We start from the raw sequence: 14,695 nt of genomic DNA, 5'->3' as shown, positions 1-14,695 counted from the left end.
ACTGAGGATATGTCAAAAGAGATAGCCAAAAAACGTATAGAAGAACTGCGTGATTTGTTAAATACATTTAACTATCAATATCACGTATTAGACAATCCTTCTGTTTCTGATGCGGAATATGACCGTGATATGCAGGAGCTTATAAAATTAGAAGCAGAGAACCCAGAGTTTATGAGTGAAGACTCTCCCTCCATTCGCGTTGGGGGGACTGTTCTTGATATATTTGAAAAGGTAACGCATAAATCACCAATGTTAAGTTTAGGAAACGCGTTTAATGAAGGAGATTTGCGTGATTTTGATCGAAGAGTACATCAGGGAATTGATGATGCGAATGTAAGATATATATGCGAATTAAAAATTGACGGACTTGCTGTTTCACTTCATTATGAAAAAGGACGCTTCATTCAAGGAGCAACACGTGGTGATGGTATAACGGGTGAAGATATTACCCAAAACTTAAAAACGATTAAAGCTATCCCGCTGCGTTTAAATGAAGAAGTAACGTTAGAAGCACGAGGCGAGGCTTATATGCCGAAGCGTTCATTCGTTAAATTAAATGAGGAAAAAGAGCAAAATGGTGAAGATGTATTTGCGAATCCACGTAATGCGGCAGCAGGATCGATACGCCAACTTGATCCGAAAATTGCAGCGAAGCGTAACTTATCTATGTTTGTGTATGGTCTTGCTAATGTAGAAGAAAAAACAATTCCATCCCACAGTGAATCACTGGATTTCTTAGGTGAGCTTGGATTTAAGACGAATCCAAATCGTCGTACATGTGAAACAATTGAAGACGTAATAGCCTATGTAGAAGAGTGGCAAGAAAAACGCCCGCATCTTGATTATGAGATTGACGGAATTGTTATAAAAGTAGACGATGTTGCTATTCAAGAAAGCTTAGGAACTACAGCAAAGAGTCCAAGATGGGCAATAGCTTATAAATTCCCAGCTGAAGAAGTTGTGACGAGATTAACAGGGATTGAATTAAGTGTCGGCCGTACAGGAGTTGTAACACCAACTGCAGAGCTGGAGCCAGTGCGAGTAGCCGGAACTATTGTCCGTCGTGCTTCTTTACATAACGAAGATTTAATTCGTGAAAAGGATATTCGAATTGGTGACTACGTTGTTGTGAAAAAGGCTGGAGATATTATTCCTGAAGTTGTGAACGTTATTTTTGATAAGCGTACTGGTGAGGAAGAAGAATATCATATGCCAACGCATTGTCCAGCATGTGAGAGTGAACTTGTTCGTTTAGAAGAAGAAGTAGCACTTCGATGTATAAATCCGACTTGTCCAGCTCAAATTCGTGAAGGATTAATCCATTTCGTTTCAAGAAATGCAATGAATATTGATGGACTTGGAGAACGTGTAATTACACAACTCTTTGATGCGGATTATATTCGTACGTTTGCTGATTTATATTCATTGACGAAAGAGCAATTATTAGAACTAGAACGTTTCGGTGAAAAATCAGCAACAAATTTAGTCCAAGCAATTGAGAATTCTAAGGAAAACTCATTAGAGCGATTATTATTCGGTCTTGGTATTCGCCACGTCGGTGCGAAAGCCGCACGTACATTTGCTGAGCATTTCGAAACGATGGATGAGCTTGTGAAAGCGACGGAAGAAGAACTAAAAACAATTAACGAGATTGGTGAAAAAATGGCTCAATCCGTTGTAACGTATTTCGATAATGAAGACGTATTAGAGCTATTACAACAATTTAAAGAGTATGGCGTGAACATGGCATACAAAGGTATGAAAATTACTGATTTACAAAATGTTGAATCGTACTTTGCAGGAAAAACTGTCGTCTTAACAGGGAAATTAGAAGTTATGGGACGCAGTGAAGCAAAGAAGAATATTGAGGCATTGGGTGGAAAAGTAACAGGAAGTGTTAGTAAAAGTACGGATTTAGTTGTTGCTGGTGAAGCTGCTGGTTCGAAATTAGCGCAAGCAGAGAAGCACAATGTTGAAGTTTGGAATGAAGAGAGGTTCTTACAAGAGCTGAATAAGTAAGAGGTGCAAACTTACGATGAAAAAAATAGCGTTAGCGGTATTAAGTCTTAGCCTACTTGTAAGTGGGTGTAGTATGGGTTCCAATAAAGATGAAAAAGCAGTTGAGAAATCGGGGAAAGCGAAAGAGCAAGCTGTTATCCCGAAATACTCGATTTCGGATGAATATTATAAGACAACGGTTCCATTTGATCCAGGTCGTGCACGTGGTTTAGTTGGACAAAGTTTGAACAATCGTCTAGATATAGATGAATTTGAAACGGGACTAATGCGCATTGCGAAAGAATCATTTAGCACGAAAGATTATTTCTTTAAAGGTGGAGACGTTTTAGACACACAAACGATTCAAATGCTTGTGAAAAGAAAGCGTACAGATGCTGAACAAAAAGAGCTAGAGGATAAGTTGAAAAAAGATGCGGTTAAATTTCCGAATGTAGGGTTGAATCCAGCCTTAAGTGAAGGATCAGAATCGCTAGAAGTAAAGAATAAAAAAAGTCCAATGTATATCTCAAATATTTTAGAGCATGATTATTATGTAAGAAAAGGTGAGAACGATGTTGAACGTGGTGGCATTGTAGTTGGATTAGCGATGAATTCTGTTCAATATTATGAGGAAGAGCATGGTTATCCGCGTGAGGCTGCAATTCCAGATGTAAAAATGTTAGCTGAAGGGAAAAGGATGGCCCAAGAAATCTTGAAAGTAATGCAGCAAAAAAAGCCTGAAATAAAAAATATTCCGGTTACATTTGCGATTTATCGTCAAGGTCCAAAGTCTTCGCTTGTACCAGGGAATTTTGTTTCTTATGCTAAGGTAGAAAAAGGCAGTGAAACGGTTGAGGATTGGAAGCCAATCAATGAGAAATACTATTTATTCCCGTCTGAACAAGCGAAATCGGATAATAAACGTGAAGATCTTGCGAGGGTGTCAAACTTTAAAGCAAAATTAAGTGAGTATTTCCAAGGAGATTATACAGCTGTTATCGGTACTGGAATGTATAGAGATGATGAATTAAGAGAAATGAAGCTCGATATTCCTGTCCAATTCAATGGGAAAGCTGAAGTAATTGGTTTTACACAATATGTAGCTGGACTTGTTATGGAATACTTCCCGAATTATATGAAAGTACAAGTAACAATTAAATCTGTAGAACGTCCAGAAGCAATTATTATACGTGAAGCGAAGCAAGATGAACCGTTTGTGAAAATTTTAGATTAAAGATGAGAGCTGTTCCATAAAGGAACAGCTTTTTTTCTTGAAAAATTTTGTTATAATTTTAAATGTTACAAATAAAGGGGTAAGGGGCAAATTCATGGAAGAACTAAGCTTTCAAGTCATTATTTTATTAATTGCATTCGGATTTTTAGCTGCTTTTATTGACTCAGTTGTTGGAGGGGGAGGGTTAATTTCGCTTCCTGCATTTATGTTTGTTGGTTTATCACCAGCTTCGGCAATTGCAACGAATAAATTAGCTGCAACGATGGGGACGCTTACGAGTACAATTTATTTTATTCGATCAGGTAAGGTGGATTTTCGGATTGTAGGAAAGTTAATCCCGTTAACTATTATTGGAGCAGTCGCAGGGGCCTTAGTAGTAAAGTTTATTCCGCCTGATATTTTGCGGCCACTAGTACTCGTAATGTTGGTTTTTATTGCCATTTATATTATTGCGAAAAAAGATTGGGGAAGTGCATCTACCTATAAAAAGATGACAAAAGGGAAAACATTAATATTTTTCTTTGTTATTTTAATGATAGGGTTTTATGATGGTTTTTTTGGACCAGGGACAGGATCCTTTTTAATTTTTGCATTTTTATTAATTGGTTTGGATTTTATTCAAGCGGCAGCATCTGGAAAACTTTTGAACTTCGTTAGTAATATCGTATCTTTAATTACTTTTTTATTTTTAGATGTGATTCATTTTGAATACGGTATAATTATGGGCTTATCAATGATTTTAGGTGCTTATTTTGGATCGAAGTTTGCGGTTCAAAAAGGTGTTGGATATGTAAGGACTTTATTTTTATTAGTTACTATTTTATTAATCGGGAAAAATGTTTTGGAATATACTCATATTTTGTAGATTCATACGTATGTATGAATCTCTTTTTTTATTATATTTTAAAAATTTATTAATTTTAAAAATATAAGTCTAGGAATATTTGAATAAATCTAAATTATCGTGTAGAATAATGTTGTAAAATGTAAACGTTTTTCTAAGGGGAGGCTAAAAAGATGGTAGTAGCATACAAACATGAGCCATTTACAGATTTTTCAGTAGAGGCTAACAAATTAGCGTTTGAAGAGGGTTTAAAGAAAGTAGAATCTTATCTTGGACAAGACTATCCATTAATTATCGGGGGAGAAAAAATCACTACAGAAGACAAAATTGTTTCTGTAAACCCTGCAAATAAAGAGGAACTTGTTGGTCGCGTTTCAAAAGCAAGCCGTGAATTAGCTGAAAAAGCAATGCAAGTAGCGGATGCAACATTCCAAACTTGGAGAAAGTCAAAACCAGAAATGCGTGCAGATATTTTATTCCGTGCTGCAGCAATCGTTCGTCGTAGAAAACATGAGTTCTCTGCTATTCTTGTAAAAGAAGCAGGTAAACCATGGAATGAGGCAGATGCTGATACAGCAGAAGCAATCGACTTTATGGAATATTATGCTCGTCAAATGTTGAAATTAAAAGACGGTATTCCAGTAGAAAGCCGTCCAATTGAATATAATCGTTTCTCTTACATTCCATTAGGAGTAGGTGTTATTATTTCTCCTTGGAACTTCCCATTCGCAATTATGGCAGGTATGACAACAGCTGCTGTAGTTTCTGGTAACACAGTATTACTAAAACCAGCTAGTACAACTCCTGTAGTAGCAGCGAAATTTATGGAAGTATTAGAAGAAGCTGGTTTACCAGCTGGCGTAGTAAACTTCGTTCCAGGTAATGGCTCTGAAGTTGGTGACTACTTAGTAGATCACCCTCGTACACGTTTCGTTAGCTTTACTGGATCTCGCGATGTAGGTATTCGTATTTACGAACGTGCAGCAAAAGTAAACCCGGGACAAATTTGGTTAAAACGTGTTATCGCTGAAATGGGTGGTAAAGATACAATCGTTGTTGATAAAGAGGCAGATCTTGAATTAGCAGCTAAATCTATCGTTGCATCAGCATTCGGATTCTCAGGACAAAAATGTTCTGCATGTTCTCGTGCAGTAATCCATGAAGATGTATACGATCATGTATTAAATCGTGCTGTTGAATTAACAAAAGAATTAACAGTAGGTAACCCAGATGCAAAAGATATTAACATGGGACCTGTTAATGACCAAGCTGCATTCGATAAAGTAATGAGCTATGTTGCAATTGGTAAAGAAGAAGGTAAAATCGTATCAGGTGGCGAAGGAGACGATTCTAAAGGCTGGTTCATCCAACCAACAATCGTTGCTGACGTTGCAGAAGATGCTCGCTTAATGAAAGAAGAAATCTTCGGACCAGTAGTAGCATTCTGTAAAGCAAAAGACTTTGATCATGCACTTGCAATTGCAAACAATACAGAATACGGTTTAACAGGAGCAGTTGTTACTAACAACCGTGACCATATTGAAAAAGCACGTGAAGACTTCCACGTTGGTAACTTATACTTCAACCGTGGATGTACTGGTGCAATCGTAGGTTACCAACCATTCGGTGGCTTTAACATGTCTGGTACAGACTCTAAAGCTGGTGGCCCTGACTACTTAGCACTTCACATGCAAGCAAAAACTACTTCTGAAACTTTATAAGAAATAGTAGAAGAGATCTTCACAGTCTGTGAAGATCTCTTCTTTTTGAGAAACTCTCTATAATAGGAGTTAGTTAATTTGAATCGGAAGGTATTACCATATATTACTATTTGGTGGTTAGAACTAGCTAAACCCTATTAATATCGGGATAAACATGTAAATAGAAACAAAACAACGAGAAAAATTGACTTATTAGTCATATTTTTTAGTATTCATTTTGAGGATTTCCTGTATAATACAATTTGAAAGAAAATCTATGGTTAGACAAGAGAACACTCCTTTCGGCTTTGCTAACTGAAAGGAGTGTTTTTTTTAGGTCGCTAAAAACTCTTCTGTACTCATTATATTTGCGTATACTCCATTTAAACTCGCCAAAATTGTATTATGAATATAAACAGCTGGTATAGTAGCATTCTTAAATGAAAGATCTTTTGTAGCACAAGCATCGTGTATTACGGTACAGTGAAGGCCAAAATCAAAAGCAGCTCTTACTGTAGCATCAATACACATATGGGTCATCATCCCGCATATTACGACGTGCTCAATTCCTGAACGTTGTAATTGTTCTAGAAGATCAGTTTCTCGGAAGCTATTTGGATAATGTTTAAGGATAACGGTTTCCTCTCTAAGTGGACGGACATTTTCGTGAATATGGACACCTTCTGTATTGGGTAGGAAAAAAGTAGCGCTATCTTTTATAGCTACATGTTGGATATGAAAAATAGGTTCGTTTCTTATTCTAAAATGTTGTAGTAGCTGACTAGCATATTCACTTGCTTCTACTGGATTACGTAATTCCATCATTCGGCTTGGAAAATAATCATTTTGAATGTCGACGAGCAAAAGAGCTGTTTTCATATATCTATCTTCCTCCGATTTCATATTCAAATAATGTTATTCAATGAGTAGAGAAGATTCTCCTTTTTAAAAGTATGAGTGAGAAGGATTTTACATAACTTTAAAAATCACTATTGTATTGTTACTTCTTATTTAAAAATTTAAATAGAGAAATAGTTAATGTTTTTTCTAAAAATTGTATTGACTCTCATTATTCTGAGTTCTATAATAAGACTTAATTAAACGACAATTAAATCGATACACTCTTATCCAGAGAGGTGGAGGGACTGGCCCTACGATACCTCAGCAACGGGTTTTTTAATACCGTGCTAACTCCAGCAAGCCTATAAAGGCTTGGAAGATGAGAAGATGTGAATGAGTACATATAAAAGTGCTCTCCTTCTTATCTTTTATTACTGATAAGAAGGAGAGCACTTTTTATTTTACCTCGAAAGCTCTACTTCAAGTTTTTACAGCATATAGGAGGGAAGAAAATGATTTCTTTTAACAATGTAAGTAAAGTATATGAATCAGGTGGGCAATCTGTTCATGCGGTTGAGGATGTAACGCTGTCAGTTGAAAAGGGCGAAATTTTTGGCATTATCGGATTTAGTGGTGCTGGAAAGAGTACGTTATTACGTTTAGTAAATATGTTAGAAAGACCAACTGCAGGAACAATTTCAATAGATGATAAAGATATTACATCATTATCGGCGAAAGAATTACGGAAACTAAGACAAAGAATTGGGATGATTTTCCAAAGTTTTAATCTATTTAATTCAAGAACGGTGTTTGGGAACATTGCTTATCCATTAAGGTTAGCGAAATTGCCGAAGAATGAGATAAAAGAAAGAGTGAATGAACTACTAAAATTTGTTGGTTTAGAAGATAAAGCGAACTATTATCCAGAACAGTTATCAGGTGGGCAAAAGCAGCGTGTTGGGATTGCAAGAGCACTTGCGACATCACCGGATATTCTCATATGTGATGAGGCAACATCAGCTTTAGATCCGGAAACAACGACAGAAATCTTAAATTTATTAAAGAAGGTAAATAGAGAGTACAATTTAACGATTCTACTTATTACACATGAAATGCACGTTGTGAAAGAGATTTGTCACCGTGTAGCCGTTATGGAAAAAGGAAAAGTAATTGAAGAAGGAAAACTGTTTGACGTTTTCACACAACCAAAAACAAAGACCACTCAAAATTTTGTACGCTCTGTTATTAATGATCACTTACCAGAAAGTGTTCTAGCGAAAATTCAAAACGGAGGTCAGATTTATCGCCTGACTTTTACTGGGGAAGAGACAGGGCAGCCTGTACTATCATATATTGCGAAAAACTATAACGTCGATGTAAATGTTCTTTATGGAAATATTATTGAACTCCAAAATGTGCTATTTGGAAATCTTCTTGTAGAGCTACAAGGTGAACAGAAAGAAATTCAAAAAGCATTACAACATCTAAGACTGCAAGTGCAGCTGAAGGAGGTAGAAGCTCATGCGAGTTGATTGGAGTATATTTTGGCCTCGCATATTAGATGCGACGGGGGATACCCTCTTAATGGTAATTGTAACCCTTATATTCGCTACAATTCTCGGTATACCTCTAGGTTTACTATTGTATGTAACGAGAAAAGGAAATTTTTTAGAAAATAAATGGGTCTTTTCTATTCTTAATATCATAATTAATACAATTCGTCCGGTTCCATTCATTATCTTTTTAGTAGCTTTAAGCCCACTAACAAGAAGTGTTATTGGAACGACGATTGGAACGGCTGCAGCAATCTTCCCAATGACGTTAGTTGCATCAATTGGTATTGCTAGAATGGTTGAAACAAATCTTGTTTCCGTTCCGAAAGGGGTAATTGAAGCAGCACAAGCAATGGGCGCTTCACCACTTAGAATTGTTTTTGAAATCCTCGTACCAGAAGCTTTAGCACCATTGATCTTAGGTGTCACGTTTATGACGGTTGGTTTAATTGAATTTTCTGCAGTTGCTGGGCTTGTCGGTGGTGGCGGTCTTGGTGACTTAGCAATGACATATGGTTATCAACGCTTTGATACATCAGTTATGTTTGTAACGGTCGTTTTACTTATTATTCTTGTACAGGTAGCTCAAAATTTAGGGAACTACTTTGCGAAAGTTTTTTTACGCAGATCATAAAAAGGAAGAGGGGAAAAGAAAATGAAGAAAATTTTAGCATTTGCATTATCAGCGATCGTAGGAATTACAGCGTTAAGCGGCTGCTCAGGTGGAGACACAGGTGCAGGAGCGAAAGAGAAAGTAGTTCGCGTCGGTGTAACTGGAACAGATGGAGACGTTTGGGAAATTTTAAAGAAAAAAGCTGAAAAAGAAGGGATTAAAATTAAACTGGTTGAGTTCTCTGATTACACAACACCCAACAAAGCGTTAGCTGATGGAGATATTGAACTAAACTCATTCCAGCACATCGCTTTCTTAGAGCAATTTAAAAAGGAGCATAAGTTAGATATTACAGCTGTTGGTACAACGCAAATTGCACCGATGGGCTTATACTCTGAAAAATATAAGAAAGCAAATGAAATCCCAGATGGTTCGGAAATTGCTATTCCGAATGATCCAACGAACCAAGCACGTGCATTAAAACTTCTTGATGCAGCTGGATTATTAAAGCTTAAGAAAGATTTTGGTCTATTTGGGGATCCAAGCGGTATCGCTGAAAATCCGAAGAAGTTAAAAATCACACCGGTTATCGCACAGCAAACACCTCGTGTATTAAAAGATGTAGCGGCTTCAGTTATTAATAACGGTGTTGCTGGTCAAGCTGGATTAGATCCAGCGAAGGATCCTATTTTCTTAGAAGATCCAAAGAATGAAAATGCAAAGGCCTATATTAATATTTTCGCAGCTCGTACGAAAGACAAAGATGATCCAACGCTGAAAAAAGTAATTGAATTGTATCATTCAAAAGAAGTAACAGATGCAATTAAGAAAGAAACGAATGATGGTTCAATTTCAGTAGATCTTTCACTTGATGAGCTTGCAAAAATCGCAAAATAATATTGAGTTTAACGGACTAGCAGTAGGAACCCCTCCGCTGTTAGCTCGTTCAACATATAATCTACTTAACAAACAAAACCCTAATTCTGTACCTTCTAATTTTGTATAACATAGAATCCAATGTTTGTTAAGTAGAGTGATGGACCAGGAGTTTTCCTGGTCTTTTTTTAATTAAAGCAGCTGGCTAATAATAAGGAAATCCAAATTATGATTGGGTAAGAGATTAAACTAAAAATGAGTGTACTTGCTAATTTCTTTTTAGGGATTAATAGTTTCTTTGATGAAAATAAGAAAAGAGAAAATAGGATAATGATAGATGCTGAGATTACTCCTGGATTATAAGAACGATAAATGAAATACAAGATAATATGTTGAACGGCGTTAAAGAAGATACAGCCCTGTATAAAAATGATCAAATAAATAGAAGATATGATGCTTAATTGATATAGAATGACTATGAGTAAGACGAAGGTTGTTAATATGGAAATTGCAATGAAAAATTGTTTGTTAGTTATAAAATGGATCGAAAATCGATTAGCGATATATTGTGGCATTTGGAAAGCTTCTTCAAGGTTATGAAAAAAGAATAGAAGGGGGATTAGCCAGATTATATTAGTGGTGAAATGTCTTGTTGAAGATGTGTTTATCAACTTATATCAGCTCCAATAAAGGGATAGAAAGCCTATAAGAAAAGGCTTTCTACAAGGGTATAGTTATTCAATTATGATGCTTTTTAAATTACTCTCAGGTTGCGGTTGTTCTTCAGCATAAGAGGAGAGCTCCTCTTGCAAAATATTTAGTGCGTGCTTAGCTGATTGCTGAATCGGATTCGGTAGCTCTTCTAATATACGCATACCGATTTTTATTTTTGTACGAATTACCTTTCTTAGTAATTCATCATGCATGTACTACACCTCCAAACCGAATGTTTAGTACATCAGCTTCAAACTTAGCTCCTTGAATAGAAAGGTGTGTTAATGTTTTTGGTAAGGTGATATTTCGCTTCATAGAGCCGGCTCGAATAATAAGTTCATCACCTTTTTGATTTAATGAAAGTTCACTTTTGTTTGAGAAGGGAATAGACAGAACGAAAATATACTCATCGCCATCTTTTTTTACATATTGTGTGCGGCCATTAAATTTCACTTCAGTAGGAGAAGGGTCTGATTTGAATAAAGCATTTCCTACACGCTCTAACATAGGTAAACCAACAACTTCTTGTTCAAACATGGGAGCTTCGTAAATAGGAAGTGGCTGAAAACTATCTTTAATTAACGCCTTATATTTCTTTTGTGTATCTTTCCATGCCTGAAAGTAAGGGTCGGTAACAGTGTTAGGGATGACGCGGTTAATCATAATGGCATCTACGTTATAATCGTATAAGTTTAAATAAGTAAAACTACGCTGAGCTTCTTTAATGACCATTTTTTCAGGATTTACAACAACGCGAATACTCGTTACTTCTCGGTTTGATAAAATATCTCTCATTTCTCCAAGTTGTTCAAGCGTATTCGTTAATTCGTCCATAATATCATCAGTTGGAAGGGGGACACCAAGAATTGGTTGAGCTACAGGACGAACAACTTTTAAAATCTTCCTTTTAATAGGAAAGAGTTTTTCCATCCACCAGCCGAGCATGTCTGGAAAGCTAAGCATTGCTAAAGTTTCTCCAGTCGGTGCGCAATCAATAATGATGACGTCGTAAGTGTTGTGTTTATAGTAATCGAGTACTCGAAGTAAGCTAATTAAATCTTCCATACCAGGGAACATCGTTAATTCTTCTGTTGTAATATCATCGGCTGCTTTGGAAGTGAAGAGTAGTGTAATATATTTCTGCAATTTCCCCCAGCTTTTTTCCATTTCATAAATAGTGTTAATTTCTTGTGCCCACAAGTTTTCGCGAATTTCTAGTGGCTCAGAAGATAGTTTTATGCCAAATGAATCCCCTAAACTATGAGCAGGATCTGTGCTCATTACTAATGTTTTTAATCCTTGTTTTGCACTTTGGATTGCTGTTGCTGCTGAAATGCTAGTTTTTCCAACGCCGCCTTTACCTGTATACAAAATAATTCTCATTATTCTATCCCCTTTGTTTCGAGTATCGAATATTACGAGTGTCGAAATATTTAATTGAATAAAAACCCAACTAGGGTCTTATTCAATCGGAATGTTTTTCATTTTAGGTGTAGAAACCTTTTCTTCTGTTTTTTGCTGTGACGTAGCAATGTGATTCATGATCTTTTGGAATATTTGTAGTAAGAATGCTTTTTCTTCTTCTGACAATGCATCTGTCACTAGGCTAAAGTAATGGGCCGCATTTTGTTTTACTTCTTGAACGAGCATTACGCCGTTTTCTGTTAAACGAATTAATACAATGCGTCGATCGCTTTCATTCCGGTAGCGTTCAATATATCCCTTTTTTACAAGGCGATTTACAACGCCCGTTGTTGTACTCATCGGTATATCAAGAAGATCAGCGATTTTTGTCATTGTAATATCCGTATTTCGCTCCATCCAAAGTAAACAAAATACTTCTGTCTTGGAAAGTGTTAAATCAAGGCTTACCCATTCTTCAGGATAGAAAAGTTTCTTGGCGTTATCTAGCAGTAAGTCTAAAAAATGTTCATATTGCAACAATTATTTCCACTCCCGTATATTTCGAGGTTCGTAATATTTGTTTTTTATTTTATGTGGAATTGAAATAAATGTCAATGTTTTTAACTGTTTTTTCAGATTAGAAAGAAAAATACCTTCAAAATAGAAATTTTTTGTGATAGATTAATAAATAGAAAAGTGATTTTACATAAAAACCCATTGTGATAAATATATTTATCTATAATAGGTGTACAGCTAACGAGGGGGAGAACGATGAGAAGACGAAATACGCAAGCGTTCACGTTTTTAGCATGGACTTCATTTGTTTGTGCGCTTTCAGGAATGCTAATTGGGATTTACACGTTAGATGAAACGCTTAGTGTAAAAGGGTACTATTTAATTGGAACATTATTTTTAACGATGTCTTGTTTTGTATTACAAAAAACAATTCGTGATAATGAGGAAGATAATGAAAGATTTCCGAAAAATAAATCGTTAGATAAAGAGTAAATTGTAAAGAAAGGCACTTGCCTTTCTTTTTTTATGTAAAAATACCGTAAGTGCCGTGTGTTGACTTGCTTGAAGTACTGAAAATTTGGTATCATCAATAGTATTGTAGATTGAACGATATATTATGGAGGTGGCCTAGCCGTGTCAAGAATTTCCGTTGAGAATGTAAAGCACGTAGCACATTTAGCACGTCTTGCAATTACTGATCAAGAAGCAGAAAAATTTCAAAAACAACTAGATGCAATTGTTACATTTGCAGAACAGTTAAATGAATTAGATACAACTGATGTAAAACCAACAACTCATGTATTAACTATGAAAAATGTTATGCGTGAAGATGTGCCAGAAAAAGGTTTACCAGTAGAAGAAGTATTAAAAAATGCACCGGATCACAAAGATAATCAAATCCGTGTTCCAGCAGTATTAGAATAGAGGAGGGAATTTCGATGTCATTATTTGATCATTCTGTATCAGAGTTACATAAGAAGTTAAACAACAAAGAAATTTCCGTTACGGATTTAGTAGAAGAATCTTACAAACGTATTTCGGATGTTGAAGATAACGTAAAAGCTTTTCTTACATTAGATGAAGAAAATGCACGCGCGAAAGCGAAAGAATTAGATGCAAAGATTGGTGCTGAGGATAATGGTTTATTATTCGGTATGCCAATTGGTGTAAAAGATAACATTGTAACTAACGGTCTTCGTACAACTTGTGCGAGCAAAATATTAGCAAACTTCGATCCAATTTACGATGCGACAGTTGTACAAAAGCTAAAAGCTGCTGACACAGTTACAATTGGTAAATTAAATATGGACGAGTTCGCAATGGGTTCTTCAAATGAAAACTCAGGCTTCTACGCTACAAAAAATCCATGGAACTTAGATTACGTTCCAGGCGGATCTAGTGGTGGTTCTGCAGCAGCAGTAGCAGCAGGAGAAGTATTATTCTCTCTAGGTTCTGATACGGGTGGTTCTATCCGTCAGCCAGCTGCATATTGCGGCGTTGTAGGTTTAAAACCAACTTACGGACGCGTATCTCGTTACGGATTAGTAGCATTCGCATCTTCACTTGACCAAATCGGACCGATTACACGTACAGTAGAAGACAATGCATACTTATTACAAGCTATTTCAGGTATTGACCGTATGGATGCAACTTCTGCAAACGTTGAAGTAGGAAACTACTTAGCTGGTTTAACAGGCGATGTTAAAGGTTTACGTATTGCTGTACCGAAAGAATACTTAGGCGAAGGTGTTGGCGAAGAAGCTCGTGAGTCAGTGCTAGCTGCTTTAAAAGTGTTAGAAGGTATGGGCGCAACTTGGGAGGAAGTATCTCTTCCACACTCTAAATACGCTCTAGCAACGTATTACTTATTATCTTCTTCTGAAGCATCTGCGAACCTTTCACGCTTTGATGGCGTACGTTACGGTGTTCGTTCTGATAATGTAAATAACTTATTAGATCTTTACAAAAACACACGTAGCGAAGGTTTCGGTGATGAAGTAAAACGTCGTATTATGCTTGGTACATTTGCTCTTAGCTCTGGTTACTATGATGCATATTACAAAAAAGCACAACAAGTACGTACATTAATTAAAAATGACTTTGAAAATGTATTTGCTAACTACGATGTTATTATTGGACCAACAACGCCAACTCCAGCATTTAAAGTAGGCGAAAAAGTGGACGATCCAATGACAATGTATGCAAATGACATTTTAACAATTCCAGTAAACTTAGCGGGTGTTCCAGCGATTTCTGTTCCATGTGGATTCGGTGCTAACAACATGCCACTTGGTCTACAAATCATTGGTAAACACTTCGATGAAACGACGATTTACCGCGTTGCACATGCGTTTGAGCAAGCAACAGACTATCATACAAAAAAAGCAAGTCTGTAAGGAGGCG

15 protein-coding genes and 1 riboswitch are annotated in these 14,695 nt (G+C 36.3%); of the genes, 10 read left to right on the top strand and 5 right to left on the bottom strand.

What is annotated here, in order from left to right:
- Positions 1-9 precede the first annotated feature (9 nt).
- From ligA to pruA, 4 genes are all read left to right on the top strand, one after another.
- Positions 10-2,019: an NAD-dependent DNA ligase LigA gene (gene ligA, locus ABH960_RS17210; RefSeq protein ID WP_404446976.1), complete on the top strand. Its 2,010-nt coding sequence runs from the start codon at positions 10-12 to the stop codon at positions 2,017-2,019.
- A 16-nt stretch (positions 2,020-2,035) separates the two neighbouring features.
- Entirely contained in the window at positions 2,036-3,232 is a 1,197-nt protein-coding gene (locus tag ABH960_RS17205; protein WP_404446973.1) for a CamS family sex pheromone protein, read from the top strand.
- 94 nt (positions 3,233-3,326) lie between these two features.
- Positions 3,327-4,097, top strand: a complete 771-nt coding sequence (locus ABH960_RS17200) for a TSUP family transporter (protein ID WP_404446969.1) — start codon at positions 3,327-3,329, stop codon at positions 4,095-4,097.
- A gap of 152 nt (positions 4,098-4,249) precedes the next feature.
- A complete protein-coding gene (gene pruA / locus ABH960_RS17195; RefSeq protein WP_002124887.1) occupies positions 4,250-5,797 on the top strand; it encodes an L-glutamate gamma-semialdehyde dehydrogenase in 1,548 nt (515 codons plus the stop codon).
- Positions 5,798-6,109: 312 nt separating this feature from the next.
- Here the strand turns inward: pruA and ABH960_RS17190 are convergent, their stop codons facing one another.
- Positions 6,110-6,655, bottom strand: coding sequence for a cysteine hydrolase family protein (locus tag ABH960_RS17190; RefSeq protein ID WP_404446966.1), 546 nt, complete (start codon positions 6,653-6,655; stop codon positions 6,110-6,112).
- 242 nt (positions 6,656-6,897) lie between these two features.
- A riboswitch (SAM riboswitch) is annotated at positions 6,898-7,002 on the top strand.
- A 126-nt stretch (positions 7,003-7,128) separates the two neighbouring features.
- Here ABH960_RS17190 and ABH960_RS17185 point away from each other — a divergent pair.
- The 3 genes from ABH960_RS17185 to ABH960_RS17175 are packed head-to-tail and all read left to right on the top strand — an operon-like array spanning position 7,129 to position 9,679.
- A complete protein-coding gene (locus tag ABH960_RS17185; RefSeq protein WP_002029486.1) occupies positions 7,129-8,148 on the top strand; it encodes a methionine ABC transporter ATP-binding protein in 1,020 nt (339 codons plus the stop codon).
- Complete coding sequence (locus tag ABH960_RS17180) at positions 8,138-8,803, top strand: methionine ABC transporter permease (RefSeq protein ID WP_002091343.1); 666 nt, start codon at positions 8,138-8,140, stop codon at positions 8,801-8,803. The genes ABH960_RS17185 and ABH960_RS17180 overlap by 11 nt, the downstream gene beginning before the upstream one ends.
- A gap of 21 nt (positions 8,804-8,824) precedes the next feature.
- Complete coding sequence (locus ABH960_RS17175; protein ID WP_219300544.1) at positions 8,825-9,679, top strand: MetQ/NlpA family ABC transporter substrate-binding protein; 855 nt, start codon at positions 8,825-8,827, stop codon at positions 9,677-9,679.
- 167 nt (positions 9,680-9,846) lie between these two features.
- Here ABH960_RS17175 and ABH960_RS17170 read toward each other — a convergent pair whose 3' ends face one another.
- The 4 genes from ABH960_RS17170 to ABH960_RS17155 form a co-directional block, all read right to left on the bottom strand.
- Positions 9,847-10,329, bottom strand: a complete 483-nt coding sequence (locus tag ABH960_RS17170) for an HXXEE domain-containing protein (RefSeq protein ID WP_080001730.1) — start codon at positions 10,327-10,329, stop codon at positions 9,847-9,849.
- 63 nt (positions 10,330-10,392) lie between these two features.
- Entirely contained in the window at positions 10,393-10,584 is a 192-nt protein-coding gene (locus ABH960_RS17165) for a DUF3926 domain-containing protein (RefSeq protein WP_002091335.1), read from the bottom strand.
- Entirely contained in the window at positions 10,577-11,758 is a 1,182-nt protein-coding gene (locus tag ABH960_RS17160) for an ArsA family ATPase (protein WP_404447005.1), read from the bottom strand. The genes ABH960_RS17165 and ABH960_RS17160 overlap by 8 nt, the downstream gene beginning before the upstream one ends.
- 75 nt (positions 11,759-11,833) lie before the next feature.
- Positions 11,834-12,316 carry a MarR family winged helix-turn-helix transcriptional regulator gene (locus ABH960_RS17155; RefSeq protein WP_000942491.1) on the bottom strand — a complete coding sequence of 161 codons (483 nt, stop codon included), beginning with the start codon at positions 12,314-12,316 and terminating at the stop codon, positions 11,834-11,836.
- Between the two features lie 231 nt (positions 12,317-12,547).
- On the opposite strand from ABH960_RS17155, the gene ABH960_RS17150 reads away from it, so the two are divergent.
- From ABH960_RS17150 to gatA, 3 genes are all read left to right on the top strand, one after another.
- Positions 12,548-12,784: a YiaA/YiaB family inner membrane protein gene (locus ABH960_RS17150; protein ID WP_002029490.1), complete on the top strand. Its 237-nt coding sequence runs from the start codon at positions 12,548-12,550 to the stop codon at positions 12,782-12,784.
- Between the two features lie 141 nt (positions 12,785-12,925).
- A complete protein-coding gene (gene gatC, locus ABH960_RS17145; protein WP_000086999.1) occupies positions 12,926-13,216 on the top strand; it encodes an Asp-tRNA(Asn)/Glu-tRNA(Gln) amidotransferase subunit GatC in 291 nt (96 codons plus the stop codon).
- 14 nt (positions 13,217-13,230) lie between these two features.
- Positions 13,231-14,688: an Asp-tRNA(Asn)/Glu-tRNA(Gln) amidotransferase subunit GatA gene (gatA, locus tag ABH960_RS17140; RefSeq protein WP_002010048.1), complete on the top strand. Its 1,458-nt coding sequence runs from the start codon at positions 13,231-13,233 to the stop codon at positions 14,686-14,688.
- Positions 14,689-14,695 lie beyond the last annotated feature (7 nt).

This window comes from Bacillus sp. RC252 (genome assembly GCF_044909215.1).
Taxonomy (GTDB): Bacteria; Bacillota; Bacilli; order Bacillales; family Bacillaceae_G; genus Bacillus_A; species Bacillus_A mycoides.
Note: the sequence above shows the minus strand (reverse complement) of the source record. Positions and strands in the feature narration are given on the sequence as shown.